Source organism: Pseudomonas sp. FG35, from assembly GCF_057809295.1.
The window spans coordinates 148,536-174,726 of sequence record NZ_JBMDJR010000011.1 but is presented as its reverse complement, the minus strand read 5'-3'; the positions used below and the strand labels follow the sequence as shown (position 1 = coordinate 174,726).

At 61.7% G+C, this 26,191-nt stretch carries 16 protein-coding genes; 8 read left to right on the top strand and 8 right to left on the bottom strand.

What is annotated here, in order from left to right:
- Positions 1-5: 5 nt before the first annotated feature.
- The 6 genes from ACODTD_RS21730 to ACODTD_RS21705 all read right to left on the bottom strand — a co-directional run bounded on the left by ACODTD_RS21730 (position 6) and on the right by ACODTD_RS21705 (position 7,185).
- Positions 6-635: a response regulator transcription factor gene (locus ACODTD_RS21730; protein ID WP_011333327.1), complete on the bottom strand. Its 630-nt coding sequence runs from the start codon at positions 633-635 to the stop codon at positions 6-8.
- A gap of 107 nt (positions 636-742) precedes the next feature.
- Positions 743-1,177 carry a hypothetical protein gene (locus ACODTD_RS21725; RefSeq protein ID WP_041475191.1) on the bottom strand — a complete coding sequence of 145 codons (435 nt, stop codon included), beginning with the start codon at positions 1,175-1,177 and terminating at the stop codon, positions 743-745.
- A gap of 109 nt (positions 1,178-1,286) precedes the next feature.
- Positions 1,287-2,003: an MgtC/SapB family protein gene (locus ACODTD_RS21720; protein WP_011333325.1), complete on the bottom strand. Its 717-nt coding sequence runs from the start codon at positions 2,001-2,003 to the stop codon at positions 1,287-1,289.
- Positions 2,004-2,057: 54 nt separating this feature from the next.
- Positions 2,058-4,757 (bottom strand): magnesium-translocating P-type ATPase, encoded by a 2,700-nt coding sequence (mgtA, locus tag ACODTD_RS21715; protein WP_489105187.1) that lies wholly within the window; start codon positions 4,755-4,757, stop codon positions 2,058-2,060.
- 494 nt (positions 4,758-5,251) lie between these two features.
- A complete protein-coding gene (locus ACODTD_RS21710; RefSeq protein ID WP_011333323.1) occupies positions 5,252-6,589 on the bottom strand; it encodes a lysine N(6)-hydroxylase/L-ornithine N(5)-oxygenase family protein in 1,338 nt (445 codons plus the stop codon).
- Between the two features lie 113 nt (positions 6,590-6,702).
- On the bottom strand, positions 6,703-7,185 hold the full coding sequence (locus ACODTD_RS21705; RefSeq protein WP_011333322.1) for a sigma-70 family RNA polymerase sigma factor: 483 nt from the start codon (positions 7,183-7,185) through the stop codon (positions 6,703-6,705).
- Between the two features lie 318 nt (positions 7,186-7,503).
- On the opposite strand from ACODTD_RS21705, the gene ACODTD_RS21700 reads away from it, so the two are divergent.
- Genes ACODTD_RS21700 through ACODTD_RS21690 form a run of 3 tightly spaced genes read left to right on the top strand, consistent with a single transcriptional unit; the run spans position 7,504 to position 12,052 of the window.
- Positions 7,504-8,676, top strand: coding sequence for an efflux RND transporter periplasmic adaptor subunit (locus tag ACODTD_RS21700; protein WP_285354697.1), 1,173 nt, complete (start codon positions 7,504-7,506; stop codon positions 8,674-8,676).
- The gene (locus ACODTD_RS21695) at positions 8,677-10,650 is read left to right on the top strand and encodes a MacB family efflux pump subunit (RefSeq protein ID WP_489105186.1); all 1,974 of its coding nucleotides are present in this window, start codon (positions 8,677-8,679) and stop codon (positions 10,648-10,650) included.
- A 7-nt stretch (positions 10,651-10,657) separates the two neighbouring features.
- Positions 10,658-12,052, top strand: a complete 1,395-nt coding sequence (locus ACODTD_RS21690) for an efflux transporter outer membrane subunit (protein WP_011333319.1) — start codon at positions 10,658-10,660, stop codon at positions 12,050-12,052.
- Positions 12,053-12,085: 33 nt separating this feature from the next.
- Here ACODTD_RS21690 and pvdP read toward each other — a convergent pair whose 3' ends face one another.
- The gene (gene pvdP / locus ACODTD_RS21685; RefSeq protein WP_011333318.1) at positions 12,086-13,696 is read right to left on the bottom strand and encodes a pyoverdine maturation tyrosinase PvdP; all 1,611 of its coding nucleotides are present in this window, start codon (positions 13,694-13,696) and stop codon (positions 12,086-12,088) included.
- A gap of 184 nt (positions 13,697-13,880) precedes the next feature.
- On the opposite strand from pvdP, the gene pvdM reads away from it, so the two are divergent.
- The 5 genes from pvdM to ACODTD_RS21660 all read left to right on the top strand — a co-directional run bounded on the left by pvdM (position 13,881) and on the right by ACODTD_RS21660 (position 23,425).
- Complete coding sequence (pvdM, locus tag ACODTD_RS21680) at positions 13,881-15,251, top strand: pyoverdine-tailoring dipeptidase-like protein PvdM (RefSeq protein ID WP_489105185.1); 1,371 nt, start codon at positions 13,881-13,883, stop codon at positions 15,249-15,251.
- On the top strand, positions 15,248-16,543 hold the full coding sequence (pvdN, locus tag ACODTD_RS21675; RefSeq protein WP_011333316.1) for a pyoverdine-tailoring periplasmic protein PvdN: 1,296 nt from the start codon (positions 15,248-15,250) through the stop codon (positions 16,541-16,543). Before pvdM ends, pvdN begins: the two co-directional genes overlap by 4 nt.
- Positions 16,544-16,582: 39 nt before the next feature.
- The gene (gene pvdO / locus ACODTD_RS21670) at positions 16,583-17,491 is read left to right on the top strand and encodes a dihydropyoverdine dehydrogenase (protein WP_489105184.1); all 909 of its coding nucleotides are present in this window, start codon (positions 16,583-16,585) and stop codon (positions 17,489-17,491) included.
- 87 nt (positions 17,492-17,578) lie between these two features.
- Positions 17,579-19,237: a cyclic peptide export ABC transporter gene (locus ACODTD_RS21665; RefSeq protein WP_489105183.1), complete on the top strand. Its 1,659-nt coding sequence runs from the start codon at positions 17,579-17,581 to the stop codon at positions 19,235-19,237.
- A gap of 36 nt (positions 19,238-19,273) precedes the next feature.
- Positions 19,274-23,425, top strand: coding sequence for an amino acid adenylation domain-containing protein (locus ACODTD_RS21660; protein WP_489105182.1), 4,152 nt, complete (start codon positions 19,274-19,276; stop codon positions 23,423-23,425).
- 153 nt (positions 23,426-23,578) lie between these two features.
- On the opposite strand, the gene ACODTD_RS21655 is transcribed toward ACODTD_RS21660, so the two are convergent.
- On the bottom strand, positions 23,579-26,059 hold the full coding sequence (locus ACODTD_RS21655; RefSeq protein WP_011333312.1) for a TonB-dependent siderophore receptor: 2,481 nt from the start codon (positions 26,057-26,059) through the stop codon (positions 23,579-23,581).
- Positions 26,060-26,191: the final 132 nt, after the last annotated feature.

The window sequence follows — 26,191 nt, the reverse complement described above, 5'->3', positions numbered from 1 at the left end:
GCAGCCTATGGAAGCAGACCGTTGCGTTTGACAAACTCTCGCAACACCACCAGTGAGCTTACCCCGAGCTTCAGCATCAGGCGGGTCTTGTAGGTGCTGATGGTTTTGTGGCTAAGGTTCATCGCAAGCGCAATGTGCTTGTTGGACTCGCCTCTGGCCAGCTTCAGCATGATCTCCATTTCGCGAGTGGACAGAAGTGCAATCAACTCTCGTTCATCGCGATGTGCTTCGGATTGCCCGGTATTGACCACAGGCATTTCGGGGAAGTAGGTATAACCCGAACGGACGGCTTTGATTGCATTTTGCAAATGCTGCATCGAGGCGGATTTGGCGACAAAAGCCATCGCCCCTGCACGTCGACAGCGCATCAGATAGTGTTCAGGGTCGGCCGAGGTGAAAATCACCACATTGCAGACCAGCCCGACGGCTCTGATGCGGGCTAACACCTCCAGGCCGCCGAAGCCATCGAGTTTCAGGTCGAGCACTACCAGTTTCGGCGCGTGCTCACGCAGCATCGGCACCACATCGACACCTCTGCCAGTCACATGGATCGGTGTGTAACCCGCAGACTCCAGAACCAGGCGTAGGGCACCCACCACCACTGGATGATCATCAACGATCAATGCTGAACCCATGATCACTCCCGGGGCGAATACATGACACGACGCCACCGATCTGGCTTGAACGGGACTATTGGTAGCTGCGCTACAACTGTTGCACGGTATGCACCCTGAATCACCTGTCAGATCTGACAGTTGTGCGTTCGGCCGATCTGTGATCGAACACGCGAAGAGCGCCCAGACGAACCCTCGACCGAGTTCATCAACTGTTCGATGGCGCGGATGGAAGGCAATGCTTCAGGGCTAGTGATGATCTTTGCCCCAAATCGCCTGGAAACACCTGAAGAGTCCGCCGATTCACCATAGACCAGCGCCCTTCGGACGAGTGGGTGATCAAACAGAAAACCACGCAGATCCGCGATCCCGGTCGCCAGCTCGGCATTAATCACCAGGACATCGAACGGCTGACAGCCGTAATCGACCAGCGTCAGCAGTTCGGCAAGGCTCTGTACCGGTGCAATGCGGTAGTAATCGAGACCATTGAACAGCCGCTCGATCTTCATCCGGTGAAAATGCTGCAGGTCGGCGATCAGGATGCGCAGGGTTTTGTCGGTCAACGTGGAAGTCCGGGTAGTCGCTTCAAGTGGCGGCAAGACTACCCAAGCATCGGGATGCGCTCTGTAGGACTTTTCCGAAAAACACCGTCACTCATCCGGATTGAAAAAGCTATTCCGTGGTGCTCGGACTCCAGAACGCCTGCACCACCAGGCTTGAAGTGGAAATCCGCTTCACCAGTGCGTCCAGTTCATCGCCGTCCACCGACGTGGTTGCGAGCGTGGCTTCGATCTCGATTTCGTCGGCACCGAAGGCGTGCACATCGACATCACTGGCCGGGTAGTTGCTGCGTTCAAGCTCCGCTTCAAGCAGGGCGAACACGGCCGTTTGCTGCGAGCGCCGGGCAATGACATAGACGATGTTGGTGACTTCCGCCGAGACCACATCGAGCGGCTGACGGTTGATGTTGTTGACGATCGGCCGCAGCAAGGTATTGGCGGCGAGCACGAACAAGGTGCCCAGCACCGCTTCGGCCAGCAGGTCGGCACCGGCACAGGCACCGACGGCTGCCGAGGTCCAGAGCGTGGCGGCGGTGTTGAGGCCGCGCACGTTGCCCTCTTCGCGCATGATCACCCCGGCACCGAGAAAGCCGATGCCGGAGACCACATACGCGACCACCCGGACCGCGCCTTCGGCACCGGCGAGACGGTTGGCCATGTCGACGAAAATCGCCGCGCCGACCGCCACCAGCACATTGGTGCGCAAGCCCGCCGTGCGTTGCCGGTACTGGCGCTCGAAGCCGATCAGGCCGCCGAGGATGAACGCCGCGCTGAGGCTGACCAGCGTGTCGAGCAATGAGCTGAGGTTGAGATTGTTGATCGCTTGCATGTCGAACTCCTTGAAACCGCCCCCCTTGCTCCCACAAGGGGGGAATCTTGCCTGTTACTGCCAGCCGAACCGGCGGATGTAGAAGCCTTTAACTGCTTGAGTCAGCGCCATGTACGCCAGCAGGATCACCGGCAGGAACACGAAGTACATCGACGGCAGCGCCTGCAGTTTGAAGTAGTGCGCCAGCGGCCCCATCGGCAGGAAGATGCCCACGGCCATGATGATCCCGGTCATCACCAGCAACGGCATGGCCGCGCGGCTTTGCAGGAACGGAATCTTCGGCGTGCGGATCATGTGCACGATCAGCGTCTGGGTCAGCAGCCCGACCACGAACCAGCCGGACTGGAACAGGGTCTGGTGATCCGGGGTGTTGGCATCGAACACGTACCACATCAAGGCGAACGTTGTGATGTCGAAGATCGAACTGATCGGGCCGAAGAACAGCATGAAGCGCCCGACGTCCCCTGGCTGCCAGCGTTGCGGCTGTTTCAGCATCTCGTCGTCGACGTTGTCGAACGGGATCGCGATCTGCGAAATGTCATACAGCAGGTTCTGCACCAGCAGGTGCATCGGCAGCATCGGCAGGAACGGAATGAACGCGCTGGCCACCAGCACCGAGAACACGTTGCCGAAGTTCGAGCTGGCAGTCATCTTGATGTACTTGAGCATGTTGGCGAAGGTCCGCCGCCCTTCCAGCACGCCCTCCTCCAGCACCATCAGGCTCTTTTCCAGCAGGATGATGTCGGCCGCTTCCTTGGCGATATCCACCGCGCTGTCCACGGAAATCCCGATGTCGGCGGTGCGCAGGGCCGGGGCGTCGTTGATGCCGTCGCCCATGAACCCGACCACGTGGCCGTTGCCCTTGAGGATGCGCACGATGCGCTCCTTGTGCGACGGCGTCAGCTTGGCGAACACATTGGTGGTTTCCACGGCCACTGCCAGTTCCGCGTCGCTCATGCGTTCGATGTCGTTGCCCATCAGCAGGCCTTGCTGGGCCAGGCCCACTTCGCGGCAGATCTTGGCGGTCACCAGCTCGTTGTCGCCGGTCAGCACTTTCACGGCCACGCCGTGCTCGGCCAGGGCCTTGAGTGCCGGGGCGGTGCTTTCCTTCGGCGGATCGAGAAACGCCACGTAACCGATCAGCGTCAGTTCCTGCTCGTCGCCCAGGCTGTAAGTGTCGCGACCTTCAGGCATCGACCGTGCTGCCACTGCTACCACACGCAAGCCTTCAGCGTTGAATGCTGCGGTGACCTGACGAATTTTCGCCAGCAATTCATCGCTCAAGGCTTCGTCGACTTCACCGTGACGAACCCGGCTGCACACCGACAGAACCTCTTCCACCGCGCCTTTGCAGATCAGTTGATGCGGCTGACCGCGCCCTTCGACCACCACCGACATGCGCCGGCGGTTGAAGTCGAACGGGATCTCGTCGACCTTGCGAAACGCCGTGCCGACCTTCAGCTCGCGGTGGATTTCCACGTGTTCCAGGACCGCCACGTCGAGCAGGTTTTTCAGGCCGGTCTGGTAGTAGCTGTTGAGGTAAGCCATTTCCAGCACGTCATCGGAGTCTTCGCCCCAGACATCGACGTTGCGTGCCAGGAAGATCCTGTCCTGGGTCAGGGTGCCGGTCTTGTCGGTGCACAGCACGTCCATGGCGCCGAAGTTCTGGATCGCATCCAGGCGTTTGACGATGACTTTCTTGCGCGACAGGAACACCGCGCCCTTGGCCAGCGTCGAGGTGACGATCATCGGCAGCATTTCCGGGGTAAGGCCCACGGCGATCGACAGCGCGAACAGCAGCGCTTCGGTCCAGTCGCCCTTGGTGAAACCGTTGATGAACAACACCAGCGGCGCCATGACGAACATGAAACGGATCAACAGCCAGCTGACTTTGTTCACCCCTTGCTGGAACGAAGTTACCGCGCGATCCGTCGCCCCGACCCGCTGCGCCAGCGCACCGAAATAGGTGCTGTTGCCGGTGGTGAGAATCACCGCCACCGCCGTGCCGGACACCACGTTGGTGCCCATGAACAGGATGTTGTCGAGCTCCAGCGGATTGCGCGTGTCACGATCGGCCTGACGCGGGAATTTTTCCACCGGCATCGATTCGCCGGTCATCGCCGCCTGGCTGACGAACAGATCCTTGGCGCTGAGCACCCGGCAATCGGCGGGAATCATGTCGCCGGCCGACAGCACGATCAGATCGCCTGGCACCAGTTGCTTGATCGGCAGTTCAGCGCGCGGCGCATCCCGGCGCAGCACGGTGGCGGTGTTGCTGACCATCGCCTTGAGCGCGTCGGCGGCCTGGTTGGATTTGCTTTCCTGCCAGAAGCGCAGCAGCGTCGACAGCACCACCATCGAGAAAATCACGATGGCGGCCTTGAGGTCTTCGGTCAGCCACGAGATTACCGCCAACAGGGTCAGCAGCAGGTTGAACGGGTTCTTGTAGCAGTGCCACAGGTGGGTCCACCACGGCAGCGGTTGCTCGTGCTCGACTTCGTTGTGGCCGTGCTGCGCGCGCAGCACATCGACTTCGAAATCGGTCAGGCCATCGGTGTGGGTGCCGAGGTTCGACAGCAGCACGCCGCTGTCGCAATGGGCGGCGTCCACCAGTGTATTGGCGAGAGTCGGCGGCACTTCACGGCTGACCGTGGTGTCGCTGAGGGTTTCCAGCAAGGCCAGGCGACGGAAATGCCGGGCGATGTGGCGGGTCCGCAGGAAGCCTGCGAAAAATTCCTTGAGCGTAAGTTTCATGGCTGTTGCCCCTATGGTCAGCCGGGAAACCGTCGAGCAGGTACGTCCTCGTCTCGGGCACCGGAAAACCGGCACGGCAAGGCGTGGCGCGCCGGTCAGAAAAGACAGGCGTGTCGATAGGGCTGCAATGACGACGATGAAGTCGACTTCACAGGCTTTTCAGTGTCGATGAGAAGGACGTCGGTACATGACCGGGACCGGTCATGATCGGGATGCCGCTGCTCGCTGTTCGGCGAGACAACGGCACAAAGGAATGCGCGTTATCTTGCCGAGAATCTGCCGGTTACAAGGACCGGCCGACAACTGTCACTCGAACAAGTACCCACTGTGGGTCTCCGCTATTGATGAAAACGCGCGAAGCTTACGCCCCGATGTCTGGAGAGTAAACCCGCAAAAGGAAGTGTGTCGGGGAATGTGGCGGGTGTTCAGGAAGGGTTCAGGATTGGCCTGAAGATCGTTCCCACTGTGTGGGAACGATCAGGCTGAAAGGATGCTTAGCTGGCAGTCGCCAGCAACAGATCCATCACCGAACGGCTGTGCCCGCGGTTCTTGCCATGCTCATACAGCGAGCCGGCGATCTCGTCCGCGCGGATCGGCAGGATCGACAGCAGCGTATCGCTCAGACCATGGCTGGCCTGGCAGAAGCCCTGCATGTACAGACCGGCCTTGCAGCGCTCGTCGGTGATCAGGCGGTAATTGCGGTCGACCTCGAAATCGCCCAGGTACTCCTCCAGCGGCGCCAGCAGTTTGCGGTGCATCTGACGCTCGTAACCGGTGGCCAGCACGACCGCATCGTAGGCACGTACGGTGACTTCGCCGGTGGCATTGTTGCGCACGGTCAGTTCAATGCCATGTTCGGTGGCAGTGGCTTTCTCGACCGTGGTCAGGGTGCGGAACGCGTGACGCGCCACGCCCGAGACTTTCTGGCGATAGAAGATGCCGTAGATACGCTCGATCAGGTCGATGTCGACCACCGAGTAGTTGGTGTTGTGGTACTCGTTGACCAGACGCTCACGCTCGCTGCTCTTCTGCTGGAAGATCAGGTCGGTGAATTCCGGCGAGAACACTTCGTTGACGAACGGGCTGTCGTCCGCCGGTTTCAGCGCCGAGCCGCGCAGGATCATGTCGACCTGCACCGACGGGAACGAGTCGTTCAGATCGATAAAGGCTTCCGCTGCGCTCTGCCCGCCACCGATGATTGCGATGCTCATCGGCTGGTTGTTGATGCACGGCTGCTTGGCCATCTCGGCCAGGTACTGCGAGTGATGGAACACCCGACCATCGCCCTTCAGTGCCTTGAACGCCTCGGGAATGCGCGGCGTGCCGCCGGCGCTGACCACCACCGAACGCGCAGTACGCACGAACTGCTGGCCGTCCGTGCCACGGGAAATCACCCGCAGCGCTTCGACCTGATGGTTATGCAGCACCGGCTCGATGGTCAGCACTTCTTCGCCGTAGCGGCTCTGCTCGGTGAACTGCCCAGCCACCCAGCGCAGGTAGTCGTTGTACTCCATGCGGCACGGGTAGAAGGTGCCGAGGTTGATGAAGTCCACCAATCGGCCGTGGTGCTTGAGGTAGTTGACGAACGAATACGGGCTGGTCGGATTGCGCAGGGTCACCAGATCCTTGAGGAAGGAAATCTGCAACTCGCTCTGGGTCGACAGGGTGTTGCCGTGCCAGCTGTAGTTGGGTTGTTTGTCGAGAAACAGCACATCCAGTTCGCCCTGGGTCGGGCCGCGCTCTTGCAGAGCGATGGCCAGCGCCAGGTTCGAAGGGCCGAAACCGACGCCGATCAGGTCGTGAACGATGGGCGATGCAATTGCCTGTGTCATTTCCAGTGTCCTCTGGACGAAAAGCCTGAGTGACCTGACCGGCCTTGAGCAGGACAGCAGATCGTCTGTTGAGTAGGAACGAGGACAGTGAAATAAAATTTAACGACGACGGCTCAATGGGCGTCCCATTGCTTGATGCGCAGGCGGCAATGCTTCATGGCGTTGACGATGTGTTTTTCCACCAGGGCCTTGGAAATGCCGAGGTGCTGGGCGATTTCGGGGTGCGACAGGCCTTCGATCTTGCGTAGCAGAAAACTTTCGCGGCACAGCGGCGAAAGTTCAGCGAGGGCGCGCTGGAGCATCTCCAGTCGCTGGCCGTGATCGAAGGTGTTGTGGGGGGATGGAGTGAAATAGCGCTCTTCGCTGTCGAGCACTTCCAGCGATTCGACCTGACGCAGGGCATTGCGTCGATGGTCGTCGATCACCAGATTGAGTGCGGTGCGATAGAGAAATGCCCGAGGCTGCTCGATCGGCGTTTCGCTGGATCGCTCCAGCACCCGCAGATAAGCGTCATGCACCACGTCTTCGGCCACCTGACGGTTGCCGAGCCTGGCGTTCAGGAAACACACCAACTCGCGATAGTAGTTTTCCAACATGATTCCCCGCCGCAGCGTGCGGTTTCGATCCTTGAGCCAGATCCGCGACTGTCGAAAAAGGCAGTGGCACGGTAGTGGCAATTTCAGGTGCGTAATTTATAGTAATTCTCATATAGATTTAAAGTGCTGTTTCCATTTGCCCGACAAATTGTTGCCAGCTATACCTGTTACCGCGTTTTTCAGCGCTTAAATTCCCCACCCCGTCTCTCGTTTAAAGGACAGCCCCCGTATCTGTCGCGTCCTGCGACAGCGTTCGACCGTGGCCCGCTCGCGGTGCCTGCTGAACGACGGGCCTATTTCCACTGGCCGGAACCCTGCATGAAACGTCCCCGCCCCGCCCGACGCGCCCTGCTCATCGCCCTTTGCCTTATCCCCGTCATTGCTATTGCCGCCTGGCAGGTGTTGCCGCCCGGTCGGGACAAATTCACCACCGTGCAGGTCTCTCGCGGCGATATAGAAAGCAGCGTGACCGCACTCGGCACCCTCCAGCCTCGCCGGTATGTAGATGTCGGCGCCCAGGCGTCGGGGCAGATTCGCAAGATCCACGTGGAAGTCGGCGACGTGGTCAAGGAGGGTCAGTTGCTGGTAGAGATCGACCCGGCCACGCAAAAGGCCAAACTCGACGCCAGCCAGTTTTCCATCGAGAACCTGAAGGCGCAGTTGCAGGAACAACAGGCCCAACATGAACTGGCGCGTCAGAAGTATCAGCGCCAGCAGAAACTGGCTGCCGGCGGCGCCACCCGTGAAGAAGACGTGCAAACCGCCCGCGCCGAACTGAAAGCCACGCAGGCGCGCATCGACATGTTCCAGGCGCAGATCCGTCAGGCACAGGCGAGCCTGCGCAGCGATCAGGCCGAGCTCGGTTACACCCGGATCTACGCACCGATGGCCGGTACCGTGGTCGCACTGGACGCTCGCGAAGGCCAGACACTCAACGCCCAGCAACAGACACCGCTGATCCTGCGGATCGCCAAGCTGTCGCCAATGACGGTCTGGGCTGAAGTCTCCGAAGCCGACATCGGCCACGTCAAACCGGGCATGAGCGCTTATTTCACCACCCTCAGTGGCGGCAACCGGCGCTGGAGCAGCACCGTGCGGCAGATCCTGCCGGTGCCGCCCAAACCGCTGGACCAGACCAGCCAGGGCGGTGGCAGCCCGACCAGCACCAGCAAAAGCGGTGCCGGTCGTGTGGTGCTGTACACCGTATTGCTGGATGTCGATAACGCCGACAACGCGCTGATGGCGGAAATGACCACACAAGTGTTCTTCGTCTCCAACGAGGCAAAAAACGTCCTCACCGCACCGGTTGCCGCCCTGCACGGCAGCGCCAAACCCGACAGTCAGGTTGCCCGGGTCGTGGCGCAGAACGGCGACATTGAGCAACGCACCGTGCGTACCGGCATCAGCGACCGTTTGAAGGTGCAGATTCTCGACGGTCTCAGCGAAGGCGATCATCTGTTGATCGGCCCGGTCGACGGCAGCGGAGGCTGAATGCAAACGCCCCTGATCGACCTGCAGGACATCCGCAAATCCTACGGCGGCGGCGACACGCCCGAAGTTCACGTGTTGCGTGGCATCGATCTGTCGATCCATGCCGGCGAGTTCGTGGCGATCGTCGGTGCATCCGGCTCCGGCAAATCGACGCTGATGAACATCCTCGGTTGCCTCGACCGGCCCACATCCGGCGAATACCGTTTTGCCGGTGAGAACGTCGCCGGCCTGGACACCGATGAACTGGCCTGGCTGCGTCGCGAGGCTTTCGGTTTCGTGTTTCAGGGTTACCACCTGATTCCGTCGGGCTCCGCCCAGGAAAACGTCGAGATGCCGGCCATCTATGCCGGCATTCCGGCTGCCGAGCGCCATGCACGGGCCGCCGCCCTGCTCGAGCGCCTCGGTCTGGCCTCGCGCACCGGCAACCGCCCCCATCAACTCTCCGGCGGCCAGCAACAACGGGTGTCGATTGCCCGCGCCTTGATGAACGGCGGCCATATCATTCTGGCGGACGAACCGACCGGCGCCCTCGACAGCCACAGCGGCAAGGAAGTCATGGCACTGCTCGACGAGCTGGCGAGCCAGGGTCATGTGGTCATCCTCATCACCCATGACCGTGAAGTGGCGGCGCGCGCCAAGCGCATCATTGAAATCAGCGACGGCCTGATCATCCGCGACAGCGCCAGGGAAGATCCCACCGTGCAGGCCAGCACCAACCCCGGCGCCTTGCAGGCCGTGGATCTGCGCAAACGCCTGAGCGAGGGCAGCGAAGCGAGCGGCGCCTGGAAAGGCGAACTGGTCGATGCGGTGCAGGCGGCGTGGCGCGTCATGTGGATCAACCGCTTCCGTACCGCGCTGACGCTGCTGGGGATCATCATCGGCGTCGCATCGGTGGTGGTCATGCTCGCCGTCGGTGAAGGCAGCAAACGCCAGGTCATGGCGCAGATGGGCGCCTTCGGCTCCAACATCATTTACCTCAGCGGCGCCGCGCCGAACCCGCGCACGCCACCAGGCATCGTTACCCTCGATGAAGTCGCCGCACTGGCCAGCCTGCCGCAGATCACTCGCATCATGCCGGTCAACGGCGCCGAAGCCGGCGTGCGCTTCGGCAACCTCGACCATATGAGCTACATCGGCGGCAACGACACCAATTTCCCCGAGATCTTCAACTGGCCGGTGGTCGAGGGCAGCTACTTCACCGAGGCCGACGAGCGCAACGGTGCAGCCGTGGCGGTAATCGGCAAGAAGGTCCGCGACAAGTTGCTCAAGGACGTGAGCAATCCCATCGGTCAATACATCCTGATCGAGAACGTACCGTTCCAGGTGGTCGGCGTACTGGCCGGCAAAGGCGCCAGCTCCGGCGACCAGGACAGCGACAATCGCATCGCCATCCCCTACTCCGCTGCCAGCGTTCGACTGTTCGGCACGCACAACCCCGAGTACGTAGTGATCGCTGCCGCCGATGCGCGCAAGGTCCATGAAACCGAAATGGCCATCGAGCAATTGATGTTGCAGTTGCACAACGGCAAGAAGGATTTCGAGCTGACCAACAATGCCGCGATGATTCAGGCCGAAGCTCGCACGCAAAACACCCTGTCACTGATGCTCGGTTCGATTGCCGCGATTTCGCTGCTGGTCGGCGGCATCGGCGTGATGAACATCATGCTCATGACCGTGCGCGAACGCACTCGCGAAATCGGTATCCGCATGGCCACCGGCGCCCGTCAGCGCGACATCCTGCGTCAGTTCCTGACCGAGGCGGTGATGCTCTCGGTGGTCGGCGGCATTGCCGGCATCGGCCTGGCGCTGCTCGTGGGCGGTGTGTTGATACTCAGCGAAGTCGCTGTCGCATTTTCCCTGGTGGCCATCGCCGGCGCCTTCGCCTGCGCACTGATCACCGGGGTCGTTTTCGGCTTCATGCCCGCTCGCAAAGCTGCCCGGCTCGACCCGGTCACGGCCCTCACCAGTGAATGATCGATCTATGAAACCGCAACTGAGCCTGTTGACCCTTTGCCTGATGCTGAGCGCCTGCGGCAGCCCCGCGCCACGCCCGGAAAGCGGCGTGACCGCCCCCGCCGCGTGGCAGTCGCCGACCGGGCAATCGGTGGCGCAGACCAACCAGCAATGGTGGACGCATTTCGCCAGCCCGCATCTGAACCTGCTGATCGGGCAGGCGCAAAGCGGCAGCCACGACCTGGCCGCCGCCATTGCCCGCGTACGTCAGGCACGCGCCAGCACAGTGATCGCGGGCGGTTCGCAATTACCGGAACTAACCGCAGGCCTGAACGCCAACCGCCAGAAACTGCTGCGCGGCAACGGCTACAGCCAACTGGATGCCGACAGCAGCAACAAGGCCGTGGACTACTTCGACGCCAACCTCAGCGCGAGTTATGAAATCGACTTCTGGGGCGGTCAGGCCGCCACCCGCGAGAGCGCCCGCCAGGGCCTGCGCGCGAGTGAGTTCGATCAGGCCACCGTGGAATTGACCCTGCTCAGCGACGTCGCCAACCGCTACACCCAGGCGTTGTCATTGCAGGAACAAAGCCGCATTGCCGCGCTGAACCTGGCCAACGCGCAGAGTGTCTTGCAACTGGTGCAGACCCGCTTCAATGCCGGCTCCGCCACCGCGCTGGAACTGGCTCAGCAGAAAAGTCTGGTGGCCGCGCAACAGCGGCAACTGCCGACGGTGCAGCAACAGGCCGAGGACGCGCGAATCGGTCTGGCGGCACTGCTCGGGCGACCGGTGCAAGAGCTGCCACCGAGCCTCGAGTCGTTCGACCAACTGCAGTGGCCACAAATCGCTGCCGGGCTGCCCAGCGACCTGCTGACCCGACGCCCGGACATCGCCCGCGCCGAAGCGCAACTGGCAGCCGCCCGGGCAGACGTCAAAGTCGCCCGCGCCGCCATGCTGCCCAAGGTCACCCTGAGCGCGCAGCTGGGCTCCGGCGCCAACCGCTTCGACGATGTGATGCGTAGCCCGTTCTACAACCTCACCGCCGGGCTGATCGCACCGATCTTCAATAACGGTCGCCTGTCCGCAGAACGCGACAAGGCGACCGCCCGCCAGGAAGAACTGCTGGAAACCTATCGCGGCGCGATCATCAACGGCTTCGCCGACGTGGAAAAAGCCCTGAACAGCATTCAGGGCCTGGATCAACAACGGCAATGGCAGACCGAAGAGCTGAATCAGGCACAGACCGCGTTCAACCTCTCCCAGAGCCGCTATCAGGCCGGCGCCGAAGACTTGCTGACCGTACTGGAAACCCAGCGCACGCTGTACGCCGCGCAGGATCTCAACGTGCAACTGCGGCTGGCGCGGATGCAGGCGAGCATTGCGCTGTACAAAGCGTTGGGTGGGGGTTGGGAGACGCGCTGAAGAACAAAAGATCGCACGCTGCGATCTTTTGTTTTAAACCTTGGCTTTCAAATGACGCGCATACCACGGCCGTTGCGGCACGCGGCGGAACAGCGCGGCAAGTTTCTTCTCGTCGCCGATGAAGGTGATGCGCAGCGCCAGCTTCATGGTCTCGGGATCCATCTCCACTGACTTGCCCACCTGCAACCCCGGCGTGGTGCTGCAACCGTGGGTGGTCGGCCCCAGCCACGGATCCGCGACCTCATTCCAGCGCCCCGGCGCAAACCACTGCACACCGTTGACCACTTGCCGGGTGACTTCGCCCGGGTGAAAACGCTCGTGAGCGCGGAACCAGTCCTCGATGCGGTCATCGATCCAGCCGTGGAAATGCCAGAACACCGGGTTGACGTGGGATGAAAACGGATCGCCGAGGAAGTCGTTTTCCGCCGCAAACCAGCGCGCGGCGAAATCCGCCGGATCACGGGCAAACGGCACCGGCTGGCCGTTGGACGGATCACGCGGCACCGAGGCCCAGCGCATATGCAGCCAGTCATGCAGCCCCAACTCCACTTCAGAACCGAACTGACCCAGCGTGAGTTTGGCCAGATAAGCCGGATCGCGGTATTGCGATTCCCATACCTGAAAGTTGCTTTCGTAGGTCTCGGCGGTTTTCAGGTCGCTGACCCACTGGCTGTATTCGTTGTCGCCATCGGCCAGCCACGTCGGCGGCAGTGCCGTGCCGTCGTGGTTGTCGAAGTAACGGGCGAAACCGACCCGGTCGCGGATCAGCTCGGGCTGCGGCAGCGGGAAGTATTCCCACGACGGCAGATCCTGCATCGAACGCGCCGTGCCCAGCATGTGCCGGTGCATGAAGAAAAAGTCGACGCCCGAGCCGTTGCGATCCTTGCGATCGCCACGGGCATCGCGCTCCTTGCCGCGCGGGCCGGGTTGCCAGCCGAGACCGCGCAACGCATTGCGTTTGTCTTCGGCCAGGGTGTGCCACTTGTCCCGCGTGGCGTGCCAGACCTGGTGAAACAACCGGTGTTCGGGGGAGATCAGCCACGCCAGCAGCGTCGGGTTCAGCGGCGTACGCTGCCGCGCTTCGGGGAATAACTGTTTCACGGCAATGAAGCGGTTGTCCTGCATCGGCAAAGCCAGCGGCCGATCCAGACGTGACACCCGACCGCTGAGGCTGCCGCTGCCGGCGTTGCCGAAGTCGGCCCAGACTTCGTCGAGGATCATTTGCAGTTCGTAGTCGATATGGCCGTTGGCACTGATCAGCCGCCAGCTCAACTTCGCCGCGTCGCCCTCGGCCAGATCACCGATTATTCGGTAACGCGGTGTTTCGCCAGAGCGCAGACGCTCGGGCGTATCCAGAAAGCCGCAGACACCGCGCCCCTTCTGGCCGATGTCGAGAAACACTTGCAGACCGCTTGCCGGCAGCCCTTCGACACCCGCGTCGCGGCCCTCGAAACGGATATCCCAAACCCCGCGCAACTTGTTCGCCAGGCGTTGACCGGCCGTGTCGGCCACGTCGAACGACGCCTCGCCGGGGGTGATCGTGGGGTCCGGTCTGGTCCATTCACGATGACCAAAATACGCCGCAGGCACCGCAGCGCCGGTCAGCGCCAGGCCTGCCATGAACCATCGTCGAGAAATCTTCATTGCCCTACCTGTGTCAGCCATGAAGCAGGCTTTATCCAAGCTAGAACGTACGCTGCCCCGACAAATTTAAGGGTGCCCGCGCCACAGGGCGATGCGACTAAATTTCGTTGCCAATCACTCGTTCTTTCCAGATAGCAATGGCCCCTGCGCCAGCACCTCGACGGCGAACCTGACTGAGATGGCAATGACAAAACCACGTTCGAAAAAGGCTCTTTTCATTGGCCTGCCACTGGCCCTGGCGATCAGTGCCGCAGCAGGCTTCGCAGCCTGGGATTACTGGCTCAACGACAATCTCGGCTATCCGGTCAAGGTGATGGACCAGGCCCGCGAGATGCACCAGCACCTGCTGTCCTTCGACAGCCACATCACCGTCCTTCAGGACTTCGGCACCCACGGCAATGAAGCCGACAAGGACGGCCCCGGTCAGTTCGACCTGATAAAAGCCAATCGCGGGCAACTGTCCGGTGCAGCACTGACGATTTTCGGCTGGCCGGAACTGTGGAACGGCGCCAATGCGCCGCACAAGCCTACGGCGGGTTTCGTTGAAGAGGCACGCAACCAGCAGGAGATCCGCTACAAGATCATCTCCGGGATGGTCCGCGACTTCCCCAATCAGGTCGGGATTGCCTACACGCCCGAAGATTTTCGGCGCCTGCACGGTGAAGGCAAGTTCGCGATCTTCATCAGCATGCTCAACGCCTACCCGCTGGGCCACGACCTGAACCTGCTGGACCTGTGGACGGCGCGTGGCATGCGCATGTTCGGTTTCAGCTACATCGGCAACAACGATTGGGCCGACTCATCCCGGCCGCTGCCGTTCTTCAATGATTCGCCGGATGCACTCGACGGCCTCTCCGACCTCGGCAAACAAGCGGTCAAGCGTCTCAACGATTTGGGCGTGATCATCGATGTGTCACAGATGTCGACCAAAGCCCTGGAGCAAGTCGCGCAACTGAGCCGCACGCCGATGGTGGCCTCGCACTCGGCGCCACGGGCGATGGTCGACATCCCCCGCAACCTCAGCGACAAAGAACTGCAACTGATCAAGAACAGCGGCGGCGTGGTGCAGGTGGTGGGCTTCTCGCAGTACCTGCGCCCGCTGACCCAGACCACCCAGGACAAGCTCAACGAACTGCGCAAAAGCTTTGACCTGCCGCCACTGCCCAACCTCGCCGTGGCACTGATGCCGGGCGACCCGATCATCGCCGCATGGCCCGAGGCCAAGTTCGGCCAGTACGCCAGCCGCCTCTACGCGATCCTCGACGAAGAACCCAAAGCCACGCTCAAGGACTACGGCGACGCCATCGATTACACCGTGCGCAAGATCGGTATCGACCACGTCGGCATCAGCTCCGACTTCAACGAAGGCGGCGGCGTCAAAGGCTGGGAGAACGTCGGCGACATCCCCAACGTCACCGCCGAACTGATTTCGCGCGGCTACTCCGAAGCAGACATCGCCAAGCTCTGGGGCGGCAACTTCCTGCGGGTCTGGGATCAGGTGCAGAAAGCCGCCCGACCTGCGCTGATTTCACAGCAGGACAAGATCAAGCCATGAGTGATCGTCGTACGTTTCTCAAGCAGGCGGGGATTCTCGCCGCCGGCCTGCCGCTGGCCTCGGGCATCGCCCACGGCGCCAGCACCGACAACACCACGAATGTTGCGCCAGCGGCGCCGGCACAGGACAAGTGGACGCAATTACGCACACTGTTCGAGCAGGATCCCGACTGCCTGCACTTCTCCAACTTCCTGATTACCTCGCACCCCAGACCGGTGCGTGACGCCATCGCCCTGCACCGCGCCGCCCTCGACAAGAACCCGGGGCTGGCGATGGACTGGGACCTGGGCGTGATCGAGCAGCGCGAGGAAGAGGTACGGGTCTGGGCCGGGCGTTATCTGCAAGCCGACGCCAGACAGATCGCCCTGACCGGCAGCACCACCGAGGGCCTGGCGATGATTTACGGCGGCGCCCATGTGCGTGCCGATCAGGAAATCCTCACCACTCAACACGAACACTACGCCACCCACACCATCCTCGCGCTGCGCACACAGCGTGAAGGCACCAAGGTGCGCAAGATCCGTCTGTTCAAGGATCCGCACACGGCGACCAAGGCCGAAATCCTGGCGGCGATCGACAGCAACATCCGCCCGGAAACCCGTGTATTGGGCATGTGCTGGGTGCATTCGGGCAGCGGCGTGAAACTGCCGATCGGCGAAATCGGCGCGCTGGTCGACAAGCACAACAAGGGCCGTTCGGACGACAACCGGATCATTTATCTGGTGGACGGCGTGCACGGTTTCGGCGTCGATGACCTGAGTTTCCCGGCCATGAACTGCGACTTCTTTATCGCCGGCACCCACAAATGGATGTTCGGCCCACGCGGCACCGGCATCGTCTGCAGCCGTTTCGACCAGGTCAGGTACATCACGCCGATCATTCCGACCTTCTCCGAAGCCACCGCGTTTTCCACCACCATGACCCCCGGCGGCTATCACGCCTTCGAGCACCGCTGGGCCTTGAACGAAGCGTTCAAATTACACCTGCAACTGGGCAAGGCCGACGTCCAGGCGCGTATTCACGGCTTGAACAGCTACCTGAAAAAGCGCCTGCAGGAACATCCGCAGATCGAACTGGTGACGCCGCTGAGCCCCGAACTCTCCGCCGGTTTCACCTTCTTCCGGGTCAAGGGCAAGGACTGCGACAAGATCGCCGCCTACCTGATGCAGAACAAGGTGATCGCCGATGCCGTCGACCGCGACGTCGGCCCGGTCATTCGCAGCGCGCCGGGCCTGTTGAACACCGAACAAGAAATCGACCGTTTCATGACCGTGCTCGTCAGCCAGATCTGAGCACCGTGAACGCCTTTAAACCTGTTATCGAGAGAAATGATGAACAGTGAGCTACGTAGTTTTTCCATCAAGTCGCTCCCCGCGCTGACCCTGGCCGCCCTGCTCGCCAGCCTGTTGTCGGGACTGGCGCAGGCGGCTGAACCGCTGCAGCCGGGCAAGGTGTTCAAAGACTGCAAGGACTGCCCGGAAATGGTCGTGCTGCCCACCGGCACGTTCACCATGGGCACCCCGGAAGACGAAGTCGGCCGCGAACCGGACGAAGGCCCGATGCACCCGGTGACGTTCGCCAAACCGCTGGCCATCAGCCGCTTTCAGGTCCTTCGGGGCCAATGGGACGCCTATCTCAAGGACACCGGTTATCAGATGCCCGACGGCGATGATCGCGAGGGCCGCGCGTGCAAGGCCGGGATTCCGGATTACGCGGGCAGCGATCCGCGCAAGCAGTACACCGACAAGCATCCGGCCGTGTGCATGGACTTCGCCGAAGTCAACGCGTACGTGGCGTGGCTCTCGAAAAAGACCGGCAAGCAATACCGTCTGGTCAGTGAGTCCCTGCGCGAATACGCCGCGCGTGCCGGCAGCGCCGGGCCCTTCCCGTTCCCGTTCGATGAGGGCAAGGAATACAGCATCGCCAAACACGCCAACACCTACGGCGCCGCCGATGGCTACAACTTTACCGCGCCGGCCGGCAGCTTTCCGGCCAACGCCTTCGGCGTCTATGACATGCACGGCAACGTCTACGAATGGACCGCTGACTGCTACAACGAAAACTACGCCGGTGCCCCGAGTGACGGCAGCGCGTGGCTGACCGGCGACTGCAGCATCCGGCGCATCCGCGGCAATGACTGGGGCGAGGCGCCGGTGTTCTCGCGCTCCGGCAACCGCAACGCGGTCTACCCCAAAGTGCGGGGCGACTGGCTGGGCTTTCGTGTAGCCCGCGACCTCTGATCCACCCCGGCGTCGACCATCGGGTCGACGCCTTCCCGGTTTTTCTCGAATCATCGCCCCCAGCGGCCTTCAAAAGCGGAATCCACCATGACCACTAAATCCCGTGGCGCCATCAGCGAAGTTCTCAGCCTGCTCAAGCCCTATTGGCTGGTGGTCCTGATTTCGATCATGCTCGGCATGGTCGGCGGCCTCAGCGTCACGGCGTTGCTGGCGACCATCAATGACGCCCTGAACGCCAACGGGAGCCCGTCACTGGGTGTGCTCGCCAGTTTCGCCGGGCTCTGTGCACTGGCGCTGCTGAGTTCGATCCTGTCCGACATCGGCACCAACCATGTCGGCCAGCACATCATTGCCGGACTGCGAAAATCGCTCGGTGAAAAAGTCCTGCTGGCGCCGATCGAGCAGATCGAACGCTTCCGCAGCCATCGCCTGATCCCGGTGCTGACCCATGACGTCGACACCGTCAGCGACTTCGCGTTTTCCTTCGCGCCACTGGCCATCGCCTTCACCGTCACCCTCGGTTGCCTGGGTTACCTGGCCTACCTCTCGGTGCCGATGTTCGCGCTGTTGCTGGTGGCGATCATCATCGGCACCGTCGTGCAGTACATCGCCCGAGCCAAAGGCATCAAAGGCTTTGAAGCCGCCCGTGAAGCCGAAGACGAACTGCAAAAGCACTACAGCGCCATCGCGGCCGGCGCCAAGGAACTGCGCATCCATCGCCCGCGCCGTCAGCGCATGTTCAGCCAGCGCATCGAAGGCACCGCCGATTACATCTGCAACACCCACATCCGTTCGATCAACACCTTCGTGGTCGCCAAGACGTTTGGCTCGATGCTGTTCTTCGTGGTGATCGGCCTGGCACTCGCCCTGCAATCCTTCTGGCTGGGCACCGACAAAGCGGTGCTCAGCGGTTTCGTGCTGGTGCTGCTGTACATGAAGGGCCCGCTGGAATACCTGGTGACCACCCTGCCGGTGGTCAGTCGCGCCAACATCGCCTTCAAACGCATTGCCGATCTGGCGGAACAGTTTTCCTCCCCGGAACCGCACCTGCTGCTGAGCGACACCGCCAGCGTCAAACCGGTGGTCGAGCATCTGGAACTGCGTGATGTTCACTATGCATTTGCAGCCGTGGGCGACAACAAACCGTTCACCCTCGGCCCGGTCAATCTGTCGATCCGTCAGGGCGAAATCATGTTCATCGTCGGCGAAAACGGCGGCGGCAAAACCACCCTGATCAAATTGCTGTTGGGGCTGTACGCGCCAAAGGGCGGGGAAATCCTGCTCAACGGTGCGCCCGTGGTGGCCGAGAACCGTGACGATTACCGTCAGTTGTTCACCACGATTTTTGCCGACTACTACCTGTTCGACGAACTGGTGCAGGGCGATCAGCAAGTGCCCGAGGACGCCAACCGCTACCTCGAACGCCTGGAGATTTCGCACAAGGTCAGCATACGAGATGGCGCGTTCAGCACCACCGACCTGTCCACCGGCCAGCGCAAGCGTCTGGCCCTGCTCAACGCCTGGCTGGAAGAACGTCCGGTGCTGGTGTTCGACGAATGGGCAGCGGATCAGGACCCGGTGTTCCGGCGGATTTTCTACACCGAGCTGTTGCCGGAACTCAAATACCTGGGCAAGACCATCATCGTGATCTCCCACGACGACCGTTATTTCGACGTCGCCGACCAACTGGTACGCATGCAAGGCGGCCAGGTCATCAGCGAAAAAGCCCCGGCAGCCGTCTGCTGAACCGGGCCCGCCCCTGTCGAGTGTTAAGAGAAAGCCATGAACGAACTTCTTGATGATGACCTGCTGGCGCTGCTGTTGGCCGATGCCGACGCCGTCGAGCCAGACCCGGTCGCCACCCGCCGCGCGCGCCTGGATCGGGCGCCGCTGTCGTACGCCCAGCAACGCCTGTGGCTGGTGCAGCAACAGGCACCGACGAATACCGCCTACAACTTGCCGCGCGCCCTGCGCCTGGACGGTGACCTCGATCCGCAGGCGCTGGAAACCGCGCTCAACGCGGTGATCGACCGCCACGACATCTTGCGCAGTGCCTTTCGCGAAATCGACGGTGTGCCGACCCAGGTGGTCGAGCGCCAGACACGCCTGAACCTCAAGCGCCAGGACCTTTCCTCACTGGATGAGGACACCCGTCGCCTGCACCTCGAACAACGCCTGCAAACCCAGGCCCTGCAACCGTTCGACCTGAGCCGCGCGCCGCTGATCCGCACCACCCTGGTCAAGACCGCCGAGCGTGAACATGTGCTGCTGCTGAACATGCACCACATCGTGTCTGACGCCTGGTCCAACGCGATCCTCATGCAGGATCTGGCGCGCGCCTATGCGCAGGCCAGCGCCGGCCTCGCTCCGGTGCTGAGCGAGTTGCCGATCCAGTACAGCGACTACGCGCAGTGGCAACGCAGCGAATACCTCGACGGCGTCGCCTGCAAGCGCGCCGACCATTACTGGCGTCAGTATCTGGGTCGCGAACTGCCGGTGCTTGAACTGCCCGTCGATCATGCCCGCGCCGAAGGCCAGCAACACTTGGCCGGGCGTCATTCTCTGAGCCTTGAGCCCACAGCGCTGCAAGCCCTCAACCGCTTCTGCCAGAACGAAGGCCTGACCCCGTTCGTGCTGGCGATGGGCGCGTGGCAATTGCTGCTGGGCCGTTACAGTCAGCAACGCGAATTCACCGTCGGCGTGCCCAACGCCAGCCGCAACCGCAGCGACAGCCAGGAACTGGTGGGCTTTTTTGTCAGCAGTCAGGTGTACAAGGCGACGCTCGACGGCCAGCAACCGGTGCGGGACTTCCTGCACGCCTTGCGCGCGCATTCACTGGCGACCCTGGAACACGCCGATTACCCTCTTGAGCTGTTGTTCGATCAACTGCAACGCGGCAGTGCCACCTCGCTCAATCCGCTGTTCCAGGTGCTGTTCAACTGGCGCACGGGCGGCGGCGAGCCAGCGGCCGTGGAATGGGCCGGGCTCAACCTGCAATTTCTCGATGCCGGCGAAAGCCAGGCCAAGTTCGACCTGTCGCTGGACGTCGACTTCAGTCCGCAGAACCTGCAAGCCACCTTCGAATACAGCCGCGACCTTTACACCCCCGATACCATCGAGCGCATGGCCCGGCACTGGCAACAACTGCTGCTGCAACTGATCGCCAGCTCCGATTTACGCCTGGACGAGTTGCAGTTGCTTGAAGCCGAAGAGCATCGGCAGACCCTCGCCGAATGGAACCCGCAGCAGACCCGAATCGCCCCGTCGCTATGCCTGCATCAGTTGATCGAAGCGCAGGTCTCGCGCGACGGTGCCGCCATCGCCCTGACCTTCGGCGCACAACAGGTCAGCTACGCCGAGCTCAACCGCCAGGCCAACCGTCTGGCCCACCGCTTGATCGCCAACGGTGTCGGCCCGGATGTGCTGGTGGGCATCGCCGCCGAGCGCTCGCCGCAAATGCTGATCGGCCTGCTGGCGATTCTCAAGGCCGGCGGCGCCTATGTACCACTGGACCCGGCCTACCCGGCAGATCGCCTGGCCTACATGATCGAGGACAGCCGCATCGACTGGGTGCTGACCCAGTCCCATCTGCGTGAGCAATTGCCATTGCCGGCCCACGTGCGCTGCGTGCTGCTCGACGACGCCACGAGCCTGATCGACGCCGCCGAGCACAACCCCGACGTCGCCGTGCAGCCGGACAATCTGGCGTACGTGATCTATACCTCCGGTTCGACCGGCAAACCCAAGGGCGCCCTGCTCGCGCATCACAACGTCGTACGTCTGTTCGAAGCCACCACTGGTTGGTTCGGCTTCGATCAGAACGATGTCTGGAGCCTGTTCCATTCCTATGCCTTCGACTTCTCGGTCTGGGAGATCTTTGGCGCGCTGCTGTACGGCGGTCGCCTGGTAATCGTGCCCCACGCCGTCAGCCGTTCGCCGCAAGACGTCTACACGCTGCTCTGCGAGGAAAAAGTCAGCGTGCTGAACCAGACGCCGTCGGCGTTCAAGCAACTGATGAAAGTCGCCTGTGAAGCCGACCAGCCGTTGACCCAGCACCTGCGCTACGTGATTTTCGGCGGTGAGGCGATCGAGGTAAAAAGCCTGCGCCCCTGGTTCGAACGCTTCGGCGATCAGACCCCGCAACTGATCAACATGTACGGCATCACCGAAACCACCGTCCACGTCACCTACCGGCCGCTGTCACTGGCTGACCTGAACGCCGAGTCCGCCAGCCCTATCGGCGTGCCGATTGCCGACCTGTCCTGGTATCTGCTGGATGAAGGCTTCAACCCGGTCGCCAAAGGCTGCACCGGTGAGCTGTACATCGGTCGCGCCGGGCTGGCCCGGGGTTACCTGAACCGCACCGACCTGACCGCTACGCGTTTCATCCCCGACCCCTTCGACAGTGTTGCGGGTGGGCGTCTGTACCGTACCGGCGACCTGGCGAAATACTGCAACGACGGCAGCATCGAATACGTCGGACGGATCGACCATCAAGTAAAAATCCGCGGCTTTCGCATCGAACTGGGCGAGATCGAAGCGCGTCTGCTTGATCAGCCACAGGTGCAGGATTGCGCGGTGCTGACCCACGACGGCCCGAGCGGTCTGCAATTGGTGGCCTACGTCATCGCAGCGGATTCGACGGAACTGCGCGACACTCTGATCACCGCACTGCGTGGGCAATTGCCCGATTACATGGTGCCTGCACACTTGCTGTTCCTTGAGCGCTTCCCCTTGAACGCCAACGGCAAACTCGACCGCAAAGCCCTGCCGGAACCGGATGCCAGCCTCTGGCAACGAACCTACGTGGCGCCGGGCAATCCGCTGGAAGAAGCGCTGGCCGGTCTCTGGCAGCAATCGTTGAACATTGAGCGCGTCGGGATCACCGACAACTTCTTCGAGTTGGGCGGCCATTCGATTCTCGCGATCCAGTTGATCGCCCAGCTCAAGGCACAGCTCGATATCGAAGTACGTCTGCAAGAGTTGCTGGCTCACCCGACCATCGCCGAACTGTCCGCTTTCGTCGCTCGCCAGCATTTCGCAACCGCGCAGTGTGTGGTCGAACTCAACAACGCACCGGCCGACGCACCGGCACTGTTCTGCCTGCACCCCAGCGGTGGCATCGTGTTCTGCTATCAGCCGCTGGCCAAACGCCTGAACAACCGGGCGAAAGTCTACGGCGTGATGCATCGCGGCTTCGCGCAGCAACACAACGACGCGCAAACCTGGTCGGAGATGATCGCCGACTACAGCCGTGAAATCGTCAACACCCAGCCGCAGGGGCCTTATCACCTGATGGGCTGGTCGTTGGGTGGCCCGCTGGCCATGGACGTGGCCGCGACGCTGGAGTCTCAGGGTCACGAAGTGGCGTTTCTGGGGCTGGTCGACGGCACCGTGCCGGCGTCGGCCTTCCCTGCCGACCTGCCACGCTTCCAGCGAACGGACGACGAAGCGCTCGGCGTCACCTCCGAAGAAGTGCTCGATGCCGTGCACTACTTCAATCTGTTGTTCCCGACCCTGGCACCGCGCACCGCTGCCTACCTGCAAACGTCGCCGCACGGCAGCGTCAAGGACTTCTATGACTGGGCGGCCGGTCAGGTCGAACCGGGCCAAGGCGACTTGCTGGCCGTTGTGCAGAACATCAAGAGTGAAGTCATGAACGCCCAGGCGTTCTCGGTCCACGAGCGTCTGGTGGAAGCCTTCGAGGCCTTCACCTACAAGTCTCTGCGGGTCAAACCGAGTTGCTGGTGGGCCGTCCCGGAAAAAACTGCAGAGGAACTGGCCTTCAGCCAGGCGCTGATTCAGCGCTACAGCCAATCGGGCGAACTGAACTGCTCGATACTGTCACCTCTGGAACACCGCAGCATGATCTTCCAGGATGAACTGCTTGAACCCCTGATCGATACGTTCCTGAGCAACAGTCGAGTGCGCTGAGCCTCTGTGCAGGACCTGAAAAACCCCGTCAATCATTGATTGACGGGTTTTTTCTTTGGCCGCTTTTTCGTTCATCCGTCGCTGGAGCCTTTCTTCCGGGCAATAAAAAACCCGGCCTGCAATGGCAGGCCGGGTTCGGGTGTTAGCGGTGGATCAGAACTGCGGTTTGTACGTCACGCTGAACATCACGTTACGCGGGTCGCCGTAGTAGCTGTTGCTGTTGATCTGGGCGAAGGCCGGAATGATGTAGCGCTTGTCGAACATGTTGTTCAGGTTGACCGCCAGATTGACCTCATCGGTGGCCTGGTAGGCAACACGCGAACCCCAGATGGCAAAGCCCGGCAGATCGAAGCTGCGGTCGAAGCTGACCGTGCTGCTCTGGGCATTCACGCCGGCACCGACGCTGACCTTGTTGAAGTCGCCCGGCAGGGTGTAGTCACCCCAGAGACGGAACATGTGCATCGGCGTACCGGTGGCGAAGCGCTTGCCCTTGAGGTCGGAGTCTTCAAGAAACTTGGTGGTGTTGTAGGTATAGCCGCTGGAGATCTGCATGCCATCGAACAGTTCACCGGCGATTTCCGCCTCCAGACCCTGGCTGCGAACCTTACCCGACGCCGTCGAGCAGTACCAGCCGTTGCAGGCCTCAGGCCCTTCGATGTCGGTGGTCAGGTCAGACACGGCGCGGTTTTTCTGGATGTAGCGGAACAACGCCAGGGAGGTGTTGAAGCGGCCATCCATCAACTCGCCCTTGATCCCCAGCTCGTAGTTGGTGCCTTCGATCGGCTTGAGCGCAGTCTTCTCTTTGGTCAACTGGGTTTGCGGAATGAACACTTCGGCAACGCTGCCGTAGGCCGACCACTGTTCGTTGAGCGCATACACCATGCCGACGTAAGGCGTCACACGGCCGGTGCTCTTGATCGAGTTCTTCTCGCCGCCTTCCTGCAATTCGCGGGCGAAGTAGTTGTCCTGGTCGAAGGAGAAGTCATACCAGCTGGTACGCGCCCCGAGGATCAGGGTCAGCGGATCGGTCAGGTTGATCTTGTAACTGCCGTAGAGGCCCTTCTGGCGAACATCGTAGGTGCTCACGGCCAGGTTGGCGGCGTCGGCGATCATGTCGAACGACTTCTGCGGACGATTGTGATCGATGTCGAAGATGTCTACGCCGGGGGTGAACTGGCGAGCGTATTTGTCATCGCTGGTGAACTTGGAATAGTTGGCGCCCACGGTCAGGCCTTGCTTGAAGCCGAAGCCTTCAAACTGGCCGTCGAGGTAGATATCGAACGCACGGTTCTTGTTGGCAAAATCGGTCGCGTAGTCGGAGAAACGCGGACCGGTACTGCCACCCACCGGCACCACGCCGGCGATGAACTGGTAGGTCGCCTCGTTCGACTCGTTCATGGCGATGGCCGAGGCCTTGATTTTCCAGCTGTCGTTGAAGTGGTGTTCAAGGTCGGCGTACACCGCAGTCTGGTCGTTCATCGAACGGTTCCAGGTTGCACCGGTATAGGTCGAGCGCGGCAGATTGATGTTGCTCGCGTCGGCGTAACGCGGCAGGCCCAGCAGGTATGGACGGCCGTGGCTCTTCTTGTTGCTGAAACCGATACCGAGCACGGTGTCTTCATCCAGGTCGAAGTCCAGGGCGCCGTACACGGTCTGTTCCCAATTCCAGGCGTAATCGGTGAACGAATGGTCTTTTTCATAGTTGACCACTGCGCGACCACGGATGGTGCCGGCATCGTTCAGCGGGCCACCTACGTCAGCCTGGGAGCCATAACGGTCCCAGCTGCCCGCCTTGGCAGAAAGGGTCACGGTCGGTTCGGCCTGGCCGCGCTTGCGCACCATGTTGATCGCGCCGCCCGGACTGTTCGCGCCTTGCAGCAGGCCGGCCGCGCCACGGATCACTTCCATGCGGTCGTAGATCGCCATGTTTTCAGTGATGTAGCTGCCCAGCGCATACACGTTGCGCGGGATCGGCACGCCGTCGTACTGGATCGCTTCGATGTCGAAACCACGGGAGTAAATGAAAATGCCCGGGCCCGGCGACTTCAGCGCGGTCAGGCCGGTGGTGGCTTCGACTGCCTGGGTCAGATTGCTGATGTTCTGGTCATCCATGCGCTTGCGGGTCAGGACGCTGACCGACTGCGGGATGTCCTTGAGTTTCTGCTGGCCCTTGCCGATGGTCACGGCACCGGTGGTGTAGGAATGGGTGCCTTCGGTGGTGGTGCCCAGCGCGCTGGCGTTGATCGTGGTTGCACCCAGCTCCAGCCCCTTGGCGCTGCCACTGCGCACCAGCATCAGGGTGTTGCCTTCCACGGTGAAGCGCACGTCGGTGCCGCGCAGGAGCTGGCCGATGGCCGACTCCGGTGTCATGTTGCCTTTGACTGCAAAACTCTTGAGGCCCGCCAGATCATCGGCGCTGTAGATGACCTGCATGTTGCTTTGCTCGCCAAACGCCTGCAGCGCCTGTGGCAGGGACTGTGCCGCGATATTGAAGGCTTTGTCCTCGGCCAGAACCTGAGCGCTGAGCGGCAGCAGGCACGCCATGCCCATTCCCGACAGCACAGAGCGCGAGCGCAACGTTCGGGACATCACCAGGGCCTTGAGCAGGGGTTTCAATTCGTGAATTGCGGACATTGTGCTCTCTATTATTGGTCGAAGTGGAAAAGCCTGCGGGGCGCCGAGCGCCCCTCGAAATGCACACCTGCGCTGCGGGATCGTTCAATCATGTGAATCGATCGACTGGCCCCTCCCCGGGCAACAGTCGCC

What these genes read in the sequence shown, in the direction of transcription:
- ACODTD_RS21730 (WP_011333327.1), bottom strand. Translation starts at nt 635, where the DNA reads ATGGGTTCAGCATTGATCGTTGATGATCATCCAGTGGTGGTGGGTGCC.
- ACODTD_RS21720 (WP_011333325.1), bottom strand. Translation starts at nt 2,003, where the DNA reads ATGCAAGCGATCAACAATCTCAACCTCAGCTCATTGCTCGACACGCTG.
- mgtA (WP_489105187.1), bottom strand. Translation starts at nt 4,757, where the DNA reads ATGAAACTTACGCTCAAGGAATTTTTCGCAGGCTTCCTGCGGACCCGC.
- ACODTD_RS21710 (WP_011333323.1), bottom strand. Translation starts at nt 6,589, where the DNA reads ATGACACAGGCAATTGCATCGCCCATCGTTCACGACCTGATCGGCGTC.
- ACODTD_RS21705 (WP_011333322.1), bottom strand. Translation starts at nt 7,185, where the DNA reads ATGTTGGAAAACTACTATCGCGAGTTGGTGTGTTTCCTGAACGCCAGG.
- ACODTD_RS21700 (WP_285354697.1), top strand. Translation starts at nt 7,504, where the DNA reads ATGAAACGTCCCCGCCCCGCCCGACGCGCCCTGCTCATCGCCCTTTGC.
- ACODTD_RS21695 (WP_489105186.1), top strand. Translation starts at nt 8,677, where the DNA reads ATGCAAACGCCCCTGATCGACCTGCAGGACATCCGCAAATCCTACGGC.
- ACODTD_RS21690 (WP_011333319.1), top strand. Translation starts at nt 10,658, where the DNA reads ATGAAACCGCAACTGAGCCTGTTGACCCTTTGCCTGATGCTGAGCGCC.
- pvdP (WP_011333318.1), bottom strand. Translation starts at nt 13,696, where the DNA reads ATGAAGATTTCTCGACGATGGTTCATGGCAGGCCTGGCGCTGACCGGC.
- pvdM (WP_489105185.1), top strand. Translation starts at nt 13,881, where the DNA reads ATGACAAAACCACGTTCGAAAAAGGCTCTTTTCATTGGCCTGCCACTG.
- pvdN (WP_011333316.1), top strand. Translation starts at nt 15,248, where the DNA reads ATGAGTGATCGTCGTACGTTTCTCAAGCAGGCGGGGATTCTCGCCGCC.
- pvdO (WP_489105184.1), top strand. Translation starts at nt 16,583, where the DNA reads ATGAACAGTGAGCTACGTAGTTTTTCCATCAAGTCGCTCCCCGCGCTG.
- ACODTD_RS21665 (WP_489105183.1), top strand. Translation starts at nt 17,579, where the DNA reads ATGACCACTAAATCCCGTGGCGCCATCAGCGAAGTTCTCAGCCTGCTC.
- ACODTD_RS21660 (WP_489105182.1), top strand. Translation starts at nt 19,274, where the DNA reads ATGAACGAACTTCTTGATGATGACCTGCTGGCGCTGCTGTTGGCCGAT.
- ACODTD_RS21655 (WP_011333312.1), bottom strand. Translation starts at nt 26,059, where the DNA reads ATGTCCGCAATTCACGAATTGAAACCCCTGCTCAAGGCCCTGGTGATG.